Source organism: Kitasatospora sp. NPDC058032 (genome assembly GCF_042885845.1).
GTDB lineage: Bacteria > Actinomycetota > Actinomycetes > Streptomycetales > Streptomycetaceae > Kitasatospora.
Window position 1 is genome coordinate 38,562 of record NZ_JBHVRK010000040.1, and the last position, 14,667, is coordinate 53,228.

The window sequence follows — 14,667 nt, forward strand, 5'->3', positions numbered from 1 at the left end:
GAAGAGACAGGCAGATGACTGAGCACGCCGCAGCCCCCCGCCGCGGGGACACCCCGGCCGCCCACGCTCCCGCTCCGCAGCACGTCGTCGAGACCATGACCGGCGCCCAGTCGCTCATCCGCTCGCTGGAGGCCGTCGGTGCGGACACCGTCTTCGGCATCCCCGGCGGGGCCATCCTTCCCGCGTACGACCCGCTGATGGACTCCACCAAGGTGCGTCACATCCTCGTCCGCCACGAGCAGGGCGCCGGTCACGCCGCCACCGGGTACGCGCAGGCCACCGGCCGGGTCGGCGTCTGCATGGCGACCTCCGGCCCGGGTGCCACCAACCTGGTCACGCCGATCGCCGACGCGTACATGGACTCGGTGCCGATCGTCGCGATCACTGGCCAGGTCGCCTCCCAGGCGATCGGCACGGACGCCTTCCAGGAGGCGGACATCTGCGGCATCACCATGCCGATCACCAAGCACAACTACCTGGTCACCGACCCGGCCGAGATCCCCCGGGTGATCGCCGAGGCGTTCCACATCGCCGCCACCGGCCGCCCCGGCCCGGTCCTGGTCGACATCGCCAAGGACGCCCTGCAGGCCACCACCACCTTCCGCTGGCCGGCCGAGACCTCGCTGCCCGGCTACCGCCCGGTCACCAAGCCGCACGCCAAGCAGATCCGCGAGGCCGCGAAGCTGCTGGTCACCGCCAAGCGCCCGGTCCTGTACGTCGGCGGCGGCGTCATCAAGGCCGGTGCCACCGCCGAGCTGCGGATCCTCGCCGAGCTGACCGGCGCCCCGGTGGTCACCACCCTGATGGCGCTCGGCGCCTTCCCGGACAGCCACCCGCAGCACCTGGGCATGCCCGGCATGCACGGCTCGGTCCCGGCCGTCACCGCGCTGCAGAAGGCGGACCTGCTCTTCACCCTCGGCGCCCGCTTCGACGACCGGGTCACCGGCAAGCTGGACAGCTTCGCGCCGTACGCCAAGGTCGTCCACGCCGACATCGACCCGGCGGAGATCGGCAAGAACCGCCCGGCCGACGTGCCGATCGTCGGCGACGCCCGCGAGGTGCTGGCCGACCTGATCGTCGCCGTCCAGGCCGAGTTCGACGCCGGCCACAAGGGCGACTACAGCGAATGGTGGGAGCGGCTCGACGAGTGGAAGCGGACCTACCCGCTGGGCTACGAGCCCGCGGCGGGTGGCCAGCTCTCCCCGCAGCAGGTCATCGAGCGGATCGGCCGGCTGGTCGGCCCGGACGCCATCTACGCCGCGGGCGTCGGCCAGCACCAGATGTGGAGCTCGCAGTTCATCCGCTTCGAGAAGCCGGGCACCTGGCTCAACTCCGGCGGCGCGGGGACCATGGGCTACGCCGTGCCGGCCGCGATGGGCGCCAAGGCGGGCCGCCCGGAGAGCGCGGTCTGGGCGATCGACGGCGACGGCTGCTTCCAGATGACCAACCAGGAGCTGGTCACCTGCGCCCTGAACGACATCCCGATCAAGGTCGCGGTCATCAACAACGGCTCCCTGGGCATGGTCCGGCAGTGGCAGACGCTGTTCTACAACCAGCGCTACTCCAACACCGTGCTGCACTCCGGACCCGGCCACGACGGCATCGAGCCGCCGGCCCAGGGCACCCGGATCCCCGACTTCGTCCTGCTCTCCGAGGCGATGGGCTGCGTCGGCCTGCGCTGCGAGCGCCCCGAGGACCTCGACGCGGTCATCGAGCAGGCGATGGCGATCAACGACCGCCCGGTGGTCATCGACTTCATCGTCCACCAGGACGCCATGGTCTGGCCGATGGTCGCGGCCGGCACCAGCAACGACGAGATCCAGTTCGCCCGCGGGGTGCGCCCCGACTTCGGCGACGACCTCGACTGAGCCCCTTCCGGAACGACCAAGGGAACCCACGACCCATGTCCAAGCACACCCTCTCCGTCCTGGTCGAGAACAAGCCCGGCGTGCTCGCCCGGATCGCCGCGCTGTTCTCCCGTCGGGGCTTCAACATCGACTCCCTCGCCGTCGGCCCCACCGAGCATCCGGACGTGTCCCGGATGACCATCGTGGTCAACGTCGAGGACCTCCCGCTGGAGCAGGTCACCAAGCAGCTCAACAAGCTCGTCAACGTGATCAAGATCGTCGAACTCGACCAGTCCGCTGCGATCCAGCGGGAACTGGTCCTGGTGAAGGTCCGCGCCGACAACGAGACCCGGTCGCAGATCGTCGAGATCGTCCAGCTGTTCCGCGCCAAGACGGTCGACGTGTCCCCGGACGCGGTGACCATCGAGGCCACCGGCAGCTCGGACAAGCTGGAGGCCATGCTCCGGATGCTGGAGCCTTACGGCATCAAGGAGTTGGTCCAGTCCGGCCTGGTCGCCATCGGACGCGGCGCCCGTTCGATCACGGACCGCTCGCTGCGCGCCCTCGACCGCAGCGCCTGACCCGCGCCGCGGTCCCGCCCACGTCGCCCACCACCGCCCTTCCAACGGCGCGCTGGCACGCGGCACCCCTTTGTACCGCCCCACCCCTTCACCGGGTCCGCATACGGTAGGAACCGAAGCAGACCCAGGCAAACCACTCGCAAGGAGATGTGCCCCCGTGGCCGAGCTGTTCTACGAAGACGACGCCGACCTGTCCATCATCCAGGGCCGCAAGGTCGCGGTGATCGGCTACGGCAGCCAGGGCCACGCCCACGCGCTGTCCCTGCGCGACTCGGGCGCGGACGTCCGCGTCGGCCTGAAGCCGGAGTCGAAGTCCCGCCAGAAGGCCGAGGAGGCCGGCCTGCGCGTGGTCACCCCCGCCGAGGCCGCGGCCGAGGCCGACGTCATCATGATCCTGGTCCCGGACCCGATCCAGGCCGACGTCTACGAGGCGGACATCGCCCCGCACCTGAAGGCCGGCGACGCCCTGTTCTTCGGCCACGGCCTGAACATCCGCTTCGGCTTCATCAAGCCGCCGGCCGACGTCGACGTCTGCATGGTCGCCCCGAAGGGCCCGGGCCACCTGGTCCGCCGCCAGTACGAGGAGGGCCGCGGCGTCCCCGCGATCGTCGCCGTCGAGCAGGACGCCTCCGGCAAGGCCTTCGACCTGGCGCTGTCCTACGCCAAGGGCCTGGGTGCCACCAAGGCGGGCGTCATCAAGACCACCTTCACCGAGGAGACCGAGACCGACCTGTTCGGTGAGCAGGCCGTCCTCTGCGGTGGCACCGCCGCCCTGGTCAAGGCCGGTTTCGAGACCCTGGTCGAGGCCGGCTACCAGCCGGAGATCGCCTACTTCGAGTGCCTGCACGAGCTGAAGCTCATCGTCGACCTGATGTACGAGGGCGGCCTGGAGAAGATGCGCTGGTCGGTCTCCGAGACCGCCGAGTGGGGCGACTACGTCACCGGCCCGCGCATCATCACCGACGCCACCAAGGCCGAGATGAAGAAGGTCCTCGCCGAGATCCAGGACGGCACCTTCGCCAACACCTGGATCGCCGAGTACAAGGCCGGTCTGCCCAAGTACAACGAGTACAAGAAGGCCGACGAGGACCACCTGCTGGAGACCACCGGCAAGAAGCTGCGCAAGCTGATGAGCTGGGTCAAGGAAGAGGCCTGAGCGACGCCGGGCGCGCACTGAATCGGACCCTCTCGATTTTGTAACGCCCTTGTACAACTAGGCTGCTCCCGTCCGGGTGATTTCGCCGGACGGGAGCAGCCCGCTATCCAGCCCGCCGATACACTCCGAGTGCGCGTCAGGCCCACAGCGTCGTGCGTCTACCTACGCGGCATGCCACCTTCCCCCGCCCTCCACGCCACCTTCGTGCTCGGGGGAACCGGACAGTTAAGGACACACTGTCGTGAGCAAATCCGTAGTTCTGATCGCCGAAGAGCTCTCGCCCGCCACGGTCGACGCCCTTGGCCCCGACTTCGAGATCCGTCACTGCAACGGCGCGGACCGCACCGAGCTGCTGACCGCCATCGCGGACGTCGACGCCATCCTGATCCGCTCCGCCACCAAGGTCGACGCCGAGGCGCTGGCCGCTGCCCGCAAGCTCAAGGTCGTCGCCCGGGCCGGCGTCGGTCTCGACAACGTGGACGTCTCCGCCGCCACCAAGGCCGGCGTCATGGTCGTGAACGCTCCGACCTCCAACATCGTCACCGCCGCCGAGCTCGCCTGCGGCCTGCTGATCTCGGTCGCCCGCAACATCGCGCCGGCCAACGCCGCGCTCAAGGGCGGCGAGTGGAAGCGCAACAAGTACACCGGCGTGGAGCTGAGCGAGAAGACCCTCGGCGTCGTCGGCCTCGGCCGGATCGGCGTGCTGGTCGCCCAGCGGATGTCCGCGTTCGGCATGAAGATCGTCGCGTACGACCCCTACATCCAGGCCGCCCGCGCCGCGCAGATGGGCGTCAAGCTGGTCTCGCTGGAGGAGCTGCTGGAGGTCTCGGACTTCATCACCGTCCACCTCCCCAAGACCCCGGAGACCATCGGCCTGATCGGCGACGAGGCGCTGCACAAGGTCAAGCCGTCGGTCCGGATCGTCAACGCCGCCCGCGGCGGCATCGTCGACGAGGAGGCGCTGCTCAGCGCCCTGCGCGACGGCCGGGTGGCCGGCGCCGGCCTGGACGTCTACGCCAAGGAGCCGTGCACCGACTCCCCGCTGTTCGCCCTCGACAACGTGGTGGCCACCCCGCACCTGGGCGCCTCGACCGACGAGGCCCAGGAGAAGGCCGGCATCGCCGTCGCCAGGTCGGTGCGCCTGGCGCTGGCCGGCGAGCTGGTGCCGGACGCGGTCAACGTCCAGGGCGGCGTGATCGCCGAGGACGTCCGCCCGGGCCTGCCGCTGGCCGAGAAGCTCGGCCGGATCTTCACCGCGCTGGCCGGCGAGGTGGCGGTGCGGCTCGACGTCGAGGTGCGCGGCGAGATCACCCAGCACGACGTCAAGGTGCTCGAACTGTCGGCCCTCAAGGGCGTGTTCGAGGACGTCGTGGCGGAGACGGTGTCCTACGTCAACGCACCGCTGTTCGCCCAGGAGCGCGGCGTGGAGGTCCGGCTGACCACCTCCAGCGAGAGCCCCGAGCACCGCAACGTCATCACCGTGCGCGGCACCCTCGCGAACGGCGAGGAGATCGCCATCTCCGGCACGCTGGCCGGCCCCAAGCAGATCCAGAAGATCGTCGGCGTGGACGCCTTCGACGTGGACGTGGCGCTCACCGACCACATGGCCTTCTTCAAGTACGAGGACCGCCCGGGCGTGGTCGGCGTCCTCGGCCGCCACCTCGGCGACGCCGGCATCAACATCGCGGGCATGCAGGTCGCCCGCGAGGGCAGCGGCGCGCTGGCCTCCCTCACCGTGGACAGCGAGATCCCGCAGGAGGTGCTCTCGGCCATCGCCGCCGAGATCGGCGCCCGCTTCGCGCGCTCGGTCGACCTGGGCGCCTGAGCCCCGGACCGCCCCGCGCCGCACCTCGCGCCAGGGCCCGGACCGCCGTACGCACGGCGGTCCGGGCCCTGGCGCGTTCCTCCGGGTGACGGCCGTCTCAGATAGTAGGAAATCCAAGTATTCGTGCAGACACCGCAGGTCCCGGGCCTTACCGTGGTGGAAGCCGTACGGTGCGCCGCCCCTGCAGCCAGGGTGTGCGGCCCGTGCGTGCGTGTACGCCCCATGGGCAGGTGACCCCCGCCCGGTGTACCCCCCTCCTCCCCACCGCCGCGTCCGTCCCCACGGCGCGTATCGAACCAAGGAGCCCGGTATGCCCCCGACCGCCGACCGTCACGCCGCTTCCGCCCCCGCCGCCCCGCAGACCCGCGTTCCGCGCCGCCGCCGGGCCGCCGAGCCGAACCCCTTCGCCGCCGCCGCTCTCCAGCGCGCGCTGGACCGCCGCGACAACGGCGGCGTGACCGGCCACCACTGACCCTCCGCCGATCGTCGGCCGATCGTCGGCCGGCCCTTCGCGCCGGGGGCGCCCGAGTGGCGTTCATCCGCCGAATGGGCCGAACGGGCCGACGGAATGTCACTCCAAGGGGTGCAACTTGCCACCGTTCAGGGGAGGTTGCTCGCCCCGGCCGGCGCGATATTCCTAATTTGGGGCCCCCGGAAGGGTGATCGACGGCCGCGCGGGCGGGCGTCAGCGGTACGGGACGCGGATCAGTTCCCCCGGCCGGGGGAGAGGACCCCATGCGTCGTCCCACCGTCCGCCGACCGCTCGCCCGGATCGGCCTCGCCCTGGCCCTGCTGGCCGGACCGGCGCTGCTCACCGGCGCCGCCCCGGCCGCCGGCAGCCCGCCGACGGCCCCACCCGCCCGGGCCGCCGACCGGCCCGTCTCCGTCCTGCTGGAACTCGCCACCGAGCCCGTCGCCCCCGCCTGGCGGCGGGCCGGCGACGAGGCCCGGAGCCGGCGGCGCTCCCCGGACGCCGTCCGCCGGGAGGCCGCCCGGGCCGGCGCCGAGCAGCGGGCCCGCGTCTCCACCGCGCTGGACCGGCTGGCCGGGGCCGTCCACGGCACGGTGCCCGCCGCCCGGGAGCTCTACCGCACCCGCACCCTGGTCACCGGCCTCGCGGTGAGCGTGCCGGCCGGCCGGCTGCCCGCGCTGCGCACCCTGCCCGGGGTCACGGCCGTGCACCCGATCGTCCGCAAGCGGCGCGACAACGCCCACTCGGTGCCGGTCACCGGCGCGCCCGAGGTCTGGGCGGGCGGCCCGGCCGCCGGTGGGGCGGCGGCGGTGGACGGGGCGTCCGGCAGCACCGGGCAGGGCGTGCGGATCGGCGTCGCGGACAGCGGCATCGACTACACCCACGCCGACTTCGGCGGTCCGGGCACCGAGGAGGCGTTCCGGTCCGTCGACGGCGCCGGGCCCGCGCCCGTCGGACTGTTCCCCAACGCCAAGGTGATCGGCGGCCGGGACCTGGTCGGCGACGACTACCAGCCCGACCCGGGCGCCCCGCACTACCAGCCCGACCCGCACCCCGACGACAACCCGATCGACTGCGACCGCAACGGCCACGGCACCCATGTGGCCGGCACCGCCGCCGGCCTCGGTGTCACGGCCGACGGACGGACCTACCGCGGCCCCTACCGGCCCGGCCTGGACCCGGCCGGCTTCAAGGTCGGCCCCGGCGCCGCCCCCGGCGCCCAGCTGTACGCGATCCGGGTCTTCGGCTGCGACGGCTCCACCGACCAGCTCGGCCAGGCCCTCGACCTGGCCGCCGATCCGGACGGCGACGGCGACCCGAGCGATCGCCTCGACGTCCTCAACCTCTCGCTCGGCAGCCGCTTCGGCTCCACCGACGACGCCGACGCCCTCGCCGTCGACCGGCTCGTCACCCTCGGCACCGTGGTGGTCGCCGCCGCCGGCAACGAGGGCGACGTCTACGGCATCGGCGGCAGCCCCGGCACCGCCGCCCGGGCCGTCGCCGTGGCCGCCTCCGTCGACCCGCACGGCGACGCCGACGGCATCACCGTGCTCGACCCGCCGTCGCTCGCCGGTGTCGTCCCGGCCCACTGGAGCGCCCGCTACCGGGACTGGTCCACCGCCGACGTGACCGGCGAACTCGCCCTGCCCGCCGAGCAGTCGGACGGCTGCGCGGCCTTCTCCGAGGCCGACCGGCAACGGCTCTCCGGGCGGATCGCGGTGCTCGCCTGGAGCACCCGCGAGTCCGAGCGCGCCTGCGGCTCCGGCCCGCGCGCCGACCACGTCGCCGACGCGGGCGCGATCGGCGCCCTGCTGGCCGCCGACGACGACCACCTCGCCGAGATCTCCGGCAACGACCGGGTGCCGCTCGCCCTGCTCGGCCGCGCCGACGGCGAACGGCTGCGCGCGGGCTCCGCCGCCGGGACGGTCCGGGTCCGCCTCGCCGCGCCCGGCGACCCGCTGCACGGCGCCGTCTCCCAGGACCAGCCGCAGCGGCTCGACACCCTCACCGACTTCACCTCGCGCGGCATCGGCGTGCCCGGCGTCGTCAAACCCGACCTCGCCGCCCCCGGCGAGACCATCTGGTCCGCCCTGGTCGGCAGCGGGACCGGCGGCCAGCGCGAGGACGGCACCTCGATGGCCACCCCGCACGTCGCCGGGCTGGCCGCACTGGTCCGCGCCGTCCACCCGGACTGGACCGCCGAGCAGGTCAAGGCCGCGCTGATGAACACCGCCGGGGACACCTGGCTCGGCGACGGCGGCACCGGCCCGGTCTACGGGCCCGAGCGCACCGGCGCCGGCCGGGCCGCCGTGGACCGCGCCGTGCGCACCCCGGCCGTCGCCTACGCGGCGGGGGAGGGGGCGGTCGAGGGCGCCGTCGGCGTCTCCTTCGGCCCGGTCGAGGTCACCGGGCCGCTCGCCCCGGTCCGCGAGGTCGAGGTGCGCAACCTCTCCGCCGCCCCGGTCGCCTACCGGACCGGCTACGCGGCCGCCACCGACGCGCCCGGCGCCCGCTTCGAGCTCGCGCCCGCCCGGGTCGAGGTCCCGCCCGGCGGCGCCGCGCGGGTGCGGGTCACCCTCCGGGTGCCCGGCGCGCTCGGCCGTGCCCCCGACCCGACGACCGCCACCCTCCAGGGCGGCCGGGCCCGCAGCTACCGCGGCGAGCTCTCCGGCCGGCTGCTGCTCACCCCGGACGACCCGGCCGTCCCCGGGCTGCGGGTGCCGCTGTTCGCCGCTCCGCGGGCCGCCTCCGACCTGGTCGCCACCTCCCCCGTCCGGGCCGCCCACGGCGGCGCGCTGGTCCCGCTCACCGGCACCGGCGTCCCCGGCGGCGGACCCGGCCTGGTCAGCGCCTTCGCGCTCGGCGGGGAGGGCGGGCGCTGGCCCGACTGCCCGCCGGACGGCGGGGCGGAGGTCGGCCCCGGCGCGGGCTTCGTCCCGGAGGAGAACGGCACCGGGCAGGCCGGGCACCTCCAGGACCTCTGCGTCGAGCGCCCCGGCGACCGGGCCGCCGACCTGCGCGCCGTGGGCGCCGCCACCGACGCGCCCGCCCTCCCCGGCGACCCGCTCGCCGAGGGCCGGCTCTACCTCGGCGCCCAGGTGTGGGCGCCGGCCGCCACCCCGGTCGGGCTGTTCGCCGTCCGGGCCGCGCTGGACACCGACGGGGACGGCGTCACCGATGTGATCGTCAAGGCCGACCGGCTGCGCGGCAGTGACGTCCTGGTGGCGCGCGCCCTGGACGCCCGCACCGGCGCCCAGCTGGACGTCCAGCCGCTGAACGTCCGCTGGGGCGACACCGACACCGCCCTGCTGGACTCCGACGCGGTGGTCCTGCCGGTCCGGCTGTCCGCCCTGCCGGGCATCGGCCCCGGCCACAGCACCGTCCACTACGCCCTGTGGTCCGGCCTCACCGGCTCCGGCACCCCGGACCCGGCCGAGGCCTTCTCCGCGATCGGCCTGGAGGGCGCCCGGCCCACCCTCGCCGTCGACGTCCTGCAGCCCGCCGTCGACATCCGCACCGCCCCCGGCGCCGCCGCCGCGATCGCGGCCCCCGTCCGCCCCGCCACCGTCCTCGACATCCGCCGCACCCCCGGCGACCGGTCCCGGATCCTCCTCCTCCACCACCTCAACCCGGAGGCCCACCGCAGCCAGATCCTGACCCTGCCCTAGGAACGGCCGAGGGGCGTGCACGGATCTGTGCACGCCCCTCGGAAGGATGAAGTCCCGGGGGATCGGCCCGAGTAGCCCGAGAAAGGCCACGAGGATGCCCGTATGGGAGGAACCGTGAGCGTCGCGCCGTACCCCGACTGGCTTCGGCCCCCGGTCGATGGCTACACCGCCGAGGACCTCGACCGGCTGCCGGATCTCCCGCCGCACACCGAGCTGCTCGACGGCAGCCTGATCTTCGTGAGCCCGCAGACCCTCTTCCGCCTGCGCACGCTCCGCAGGCTTGAGCGGGCTCTGGAAACAGCCTTCCCGGGTGGCCCGTTGTCCGGATGGTGGACGCGAGATGTCAGGCTGTGGGACACCGGAGTAGCCTCCGAGCATGTCTCGCACGATTCGTCTCGCAGTCGTCCCCGGTGACGGTATCGGCCAGGAAGTGGTGGCCGAGGGCCTCAAGGTGCTGGGTGCGGTGCTTCCCGCCGATGTGAAGCTGGAGACCACCGAGTTCGACCTCGGGGCCCGGCGCTACCACCGCACCGGTGAGACCCTTCCGGACAGCGTCCTCGCCGAGCTCAAGGCCCACGACGCGATCCTGCTCGGCGCCATCGGCGACCCGAGCGTGCCGTCCGGCGTGCTGGAGCGCGGGCTGCTGCTCAAGCTGCGGTTCGCCTTCGACCACCACATCAACCTCCGTCCGGGCCGGCTCTTCCCCGGGGTGAAGTCCCCGCTGGCCGGTGACCCGGAGATCGACTTCGTGGTCGTCCGCGAGGGCACCGAGGGCCCGTACGTCGGCAACGGCGGCACGCTGCGCACCGGGACCGAGCACGAGGTGGCCACCGAGGTCAGCCTCAACACCGCCTTCGGCATCGAGCGCGTGGTACGTGACGCCTACCGCCGCGCCCAGGCGCGCCCGCGCAAGAAGCTGACCCTGGTGCACAAGAACAACGTGCTGGTGCACGCCGGCCACCTGTGGACCCGGATCTTCGAGCAGGTCGGCCGGGAGTTCCCCGAGGTCACCACCGACTACCTGCACGTCGACGCGGCGACCATCTTCTTCGTCACCCAGCCCGAGCGGTTCGACGTCATCGTGACCGACAACCTGTTCGGCGACATCCTGACCGACCTGGCCGCCGCCGTCACCGGCGGGATCGGCCTGGCCGCCAGCGGCAACATCAACCCGAGCGGCGCCTTCCCGTCGATGTTCGAGCCCGTGCACGGCTCGGCGCCGGACATCGCCGGCCAGGGCAAGGCCGACCCGACCGCCACCGTGCTGTCGGTCGCCATGCTGCTCGACCACCTCGGGTACCCCGCCGAGGCCGCCCGGATCGAGGACGCGGTCGCCGCGGACCTCACCGAGCGCACCGGGGCCCGTACCACCGGCCAGGTCGGCGACGCGCTCGCCGCCCGAGTATCCGCCTAGGAGGCCGGAACCCGACAGACGGTGTTCCGGCCCCCGCTGGGCCGGACCCCATAACGGCAGCTTGCGGACATCCAACGAGTCCGCGGCTGTTCGGCACGGCCCTCTGGATGCGAGTATCGACAGTGGGCCGTGTCGTCGTGCGTCCGTTCTGTCCGACAAGGGCGGGACGCCACCCGGCGGGCGGCCCGGACCAACCCCACGGTGAAGGACACACAGTCATGAGCACGCCCACCCAGGCGCCCATCACGTTCGACCTCAAGCCCTCCGCGCACCCGCTTCCCCAGGCGGAGCGCGAGGCCCGGCTGACCAACCCGGGCTTCGGGCGCGTGTTCACCGACCACATGGTCACCATCCGCTGGACCGAGGGCGTGGGCTGGCACGACGCCCAGCTGGCGCCCTACGCGCCGATCGAGATGGACCCGGCCAACATGACCCTCCACTACGGCCAGGCGATCTTCGAGGGCCTCAAGGCCTACCGCCAGGCCGACGGCTCGATCGCGACCTTCCGCCCGGAGGCCAACGCCGCCCGCTTCCAGGCCTCCGCCCGCCGGCTGGCGATGCCCGAGCTGCCGGTCGAGGCCTTCGTCGAGGCGGTCGAGCTGCTCGTCCAGCAGGAGCAGGCCTGGGTCCCGAACGAGCCGGAGCAGAGCCTCTACCTGCGCCCGTTCATGTTCGCCACCGAGGTCGGCCTGGGCGTGCGCCCGGCCAACTCCTACCTCTTCATGATCATCGCCTCGCCGGCCGGCGCCTACTTCCCCGGCGGCGTGAAGCCGGTCTCGGTCTGGCTCTCCGAGGACTACGTCCGCGCCGCCCCGGGCGGCACCGGTGCCGCCAAGTGCGCCGGCAACTACGCCGCCTCGCTGGTCGCCCAGGCCGAGGCCGCCGCCAAGGGCTGCGACCAGGTGGTCTGGCTCGACGCCGCCGAGCACCGGTGGATCGAGGAGATGGGCGGCATGAACCTCTACTTCGTCTTCGGCGAGGGCGAGAACGCCCGGATCGTCACCCCCGAGCTGTCCGGCGCCCTGCTGCCCGGCATCACCCGCGACTCGCTGCTGCAGCTCGCCTCCGACCTCGGCCACGCGGTCGAGGAGCGCCGGATCTCCACCGACGAGTGGAAGCAGGGCAACGCCGACGGCACCCTCACCGAGGTCTTCGCCTGCGGCACCGCCGCCGTCATCACCCCGGTCGGCTCGGTGAAGTCCCGCGGCGGCGACTGGACCGTCGGCGCCGGCGAGCCCGGCCCGGTCACCATGGAGCTGCGCCGCGCCCTCCTCGCCATCCAGGGCGGCCAGACCCCCGACACCCACGGCTGGCTGCACAAGATCGTCTGACGGTCCCCGGGTGCCCCGGGACACCGGGGCACCCGGAGCCGTAGCCTCGAACTGCTCAGGTCGTTGAGTCCATCCCGCTCCACCTGCTGGTCGACCGTGACCGGAACGCGGTCGTGCTGCACAGCGAGCCCTCACGCGGCGACTACACCACCGTGACCACCGTCCCCCTCGGCGATCCGCTCGATCTGCCGGAGCCGTTCGACTTCACCCTCGACACCGCCGAGCTCGTCGAGCAGGTGTTCCGGATGGCGAGACGGGTGGGCCGCGGTCCGGAGGATGTGCCTAGACTGCGGGCGTGTCCTCGCTGTCGCTGATGATTAGCAGCAGGCGCGCCGGTCCGCAGTGACCGCCACCGCACCACCCGATGCGGGGCGACCACCAGCGTCCAGACCCGCGCGCAGACCTCTCGCACCCGCGAGGGGTCTTTTTGTTTCCCCCGGACCGGCCGGAGCCCCCACAAGGGGCCGAGGGACACCGGGTGCGCGCGGGATGCTGGACAGTGGAGCCGGACAAGAACCGGCAGAGCAGTAACCGACCTCCCGGAACGGAGAACCCAGGGTCATGACCCAGGCGAGCAACCTCCCCGACGACGCGTTCCACGTCTTCGACACCACCCTGCGCGACGGCGCCCAGCGTGAGGGCATCAACCTCACGGTGGCCGACAAGCTGGCCATCGCCCGGCACCTGGACGAGTTCGGCGTGGGCTTCATCGAGGGCGGCTGGCCCGGTGCCAACCCCCGGGACACCGAGTTCTTCGCCCGCGCCGCCGAGGAGCTGGACCTCCGGCACGCCCAGCTGGTCGCCTTCGGCGCCACCCGCCGGGCCGGCGGCCGCGCCGCCGACGACCCGCAGCTGGCCGCGCTGGTGAACTCCGGCGCGCCCGTGATCACCCTGGTCGCCAAGTCGCACGACCGGCACGTCGAACTGGCGCTGCGCACCACCCTCGACGAGAACCTGGAGATGGTCCGGGACAGCGTCGCCCACCTGCGCGCCCAGGGCCGCCGGGTCTTCATCGACTGCGAGCACTTCTTCGACGGCTACCGGGCCAACCGGGAGTACGCGCTCTCCGTGGTCCGTGCCGCCCACGAGGCCGGTGCCGACGTGGTCGTGCTCTGCGACACCAACGGCGGGATGCTGCCCTCCGGCGTGCGCGAGATCGTCGCCGACGTCCTGGCACAGACCGGCGCCCGGCTCGGGATCCACGCCCAGGACGACACCGGCTGCGCCGTCGCCAACACCCTGGCCGCGGTCGACGCCGGCGCCACCCACGTCCAGTGCACCGCCAACGGCTACGGCGAGCGGGTCGGCAACGCCAACCTCTTCCCGGTGGTCGGCGCGCTGGAGCTCAAGTACGACCGCCGGGTGCTGCCGCCCGGCAGCCTCGCCGAGATGACCCGGATCTCGCACGCGATCGCCGAGCTGGTCAATCTGACCCCCTCCACCCACCAGCCCTACGTCGGCTTCTCCGCCTTCGCCCACAAGGCCGGGCTGCACGCCTCGGCGATCAAGGTCGACCCCGACCTCTACCAGCACATCGACCCGGAGACGGTCGGCAACACCATGCGGATGCTGGTCTCGGACATGGCCGGCCGCGCCTCCGTCGAGCTCAAGGGCAAGGAGCTCGGCTACGACCTCTCCACCGACCGGGACCTCGCCGGCCGGGTGGTCGCCAAGGTCAAGCAGCAGGAGAGCCTCGGCTACACCTACGAGTCCGCCGACGCCTCCTTCGAGCTGCTGCTCCGCGACGAGGTGCGCGGCCGACGGGAGCGCTTCTTCACCCTGGAGTCCTGGCGGACGATCAGCGAGCAGGGCCCGGGCGGCACCACGGGCAACGAGGCGACGGTCAAGCTCTGGGCCAAGGGCGAGCGGATGATCGCCACCGGCGAGGGCAACGGCCCGGTCGACGCGCTGGACCGGGCGCTGCGCACCGCCCTGGAGCGGATCTACCCGCAGCTGGCCGAGCTGGAGCTGGTGGACTACAAGGTCCGCATCCTGGAGGGCCAGCACGGCACCGGTTCCAAGACCCGGGTGCTGATCGACACCGCCGACGGCACCTCCACCTGGTCCACGGTCGGGGTGGCCGACAACGTGGTGGCCGCCTCCTGGCTGGCGCTGGAGGACGCCTACACCCACGGCCTGCTGCGGGCCGGCCTGGAGCCGGACGCCGTCTGAGGCCGGCCTGGCGGCGGGCGGAGGCACGACGGCGCGGCCCGTGGACCGGAGGGTCCGCGGGCCGCGCCGTGCGGCCGTACGTCGTCGGGCACGGCCCCCGGTTCACCGCAGGCGGGCGAGGAGGGCGTGTTCGACGAGGGTGATGAGGGCGCTCTTGGCGCTGTCGCGGCGTCGGGCGTCGAGGGTGATGACGGGGGTGTC

At 73.1% G+C, this 14,667-nt stretch carries 10 protein-coding genes and 2 pseudogenes; 11 read left to right on the top strand and 1 reads right to left on the bottom strand.

The window, feature by feature from the left end:
• The first annotated feature begins 14 nt into the window (after nt 1-14).
• The 11 genes and pseudogenes from ACFVUH_RS35245 (at nt 15) to cimA (ending at nt 14,466) form a co-directional block, all read left to right on the top strand.
• Nucleotides 15-1,868: an acetolactate synthase large subunit gene (locus ACFVUH_RS35245; RefSeq protein WP_387917619.1), complete on the top strand. Its 1,854-nt coding sequence runs from the start codon at nt 15-17 to the stop codon at nt 1,866-1,868.
• A gap of 35 nt (nt 1,869-1,903) precedes the next feature.
• On the top strand, nt 1,904-2,428 hold the full coding sequence (ilvN, locus tag ACFVUH_RS35250) for an acetolactate synthase small subunit (RefSeq protein ID WP_030302941.1): 525 nt from the start codon (nt 1,904-1,906) through the stop codon (nt 2,426-2,428).
• 157 nt (nt 2,429-2,585) lie between these two features.
• Nucleotides 2,586-3,584 (top strand): ketol-acid reductoisomerase, encoded by a 999-nt coding sequence (gene ilvC / locus ACFVUH_RS35255; protein ID WP_350550163.1) that lies wholly within the window; start codon nt 2,586-2,588, stop codon nt 3,582-3,584.
• 241 nt (nt 3,585-3,825) lie between these two features.
• The gene (serA, locus tag ACFVUH_RS35260) at nt 3,826-5,409 is read left to right on the top strand and encodes a phosphoglycerate dehydrogenase (protein ID WP_355374508.1); all 1,584 of its coding nucleotides are present in this window, start codon (nt 3,826-3,828) and stop codon (nt 5,407-5,409) included.
• Between the two features lie 310 nt (nt 5,410-5,719).
• Nucleotides 5,720-5,881: a hypothetical protein gene (locus ACFVUH_RS35265; RefSeq protein ID WP_355374506.1), complete on the top strand. Its 162-nt coding sequence runs from the start codon at nt 5,720-5,722 to the stop codon at nt 5,879-5,881.
• A gap of 263 nt (nt 5,882-6,144) precedes the next feature.
• Nucleotides 6,145-9,549, top strand: a complete 3,405-nt coding sequence (locus tag ACFVUH_RS35270) for a S8 family serine peptidase (protein WP_387917621.1) — start codon at nt 6,145-6,147, stop codon at nt 9,547-9,549.
• A gap of 102 nt (nt 9,550-9,651) precedes the next feature.
• Nucleotides 9,652-9,858, top strand: a pseudogene (locus ACFVUH_RS35275) (Uma2 family endonuclease); the annotation flags it as partial.
• A gap of 67 nt (nt 9,859-9,925) precedes the next feature.
• On the top strand, nt 9,926-10,963 hold the full coding sequence (locus tag ACFVUH_RS35280) for a 3-isopropylmalate dehydrogenase (protein ID WP_355374501.1): 1,038 nt from the start codon (nt 9,926-9,928) through the stop codon (nt 10,961-10,963).
• A gap of 218 nt (nt 10,964-11,181) precedes the next feature.
• Nucleotides 11,182-12,294 carry a branched-chain amino acid aminotransferase gene (locus tag ACFVUH_RS35285; RefSeq protein WP_355374499.1) on the top strand — a complete coding sequence of 371 codons (1,113 nt, stop codon included), beginning with the start codon at nt 11,182-11,184 and terminating at the stop codon, nt 12,292-12,294.
• 113 nt (nt 12,295-12,407) lie between these two features.
• On the top strand, nt 12,408-12,608 hold the full coding sequence (locus tag ACFVUH_RS35290) for a hypothetical protein (protein WP_387917622.1): 201 nt from the start codon (nt 12,408-12,410) through the stop codon (nt 12,606-12,608).
• 247 nt (nt 12,609-12,855) lie between these two features.
• The gene (cimA, locus tag ACFVUH_RS35295; RefSeq protein WP_387917624.1) at nt 12,856-14,466 is read left to right on the top strand and encodes a citramalate synthase; all 1,611 of its coding nucleotides are present in this window, start codon (nt 12,856-12,858) and stop codon (nt 14,464-14,466) included.
• Between the two features lie 102 nt (nt 14,467-14,568).
• Here the strand turns inward: cimA and ACFVUH_RS35300 are convergent.
• A pseudogene (locus tag ACFVUH_RS35300) lies at nt 14,569-14,667 on the bottom strand (ATP-binding protein); the annotation flags it as partial.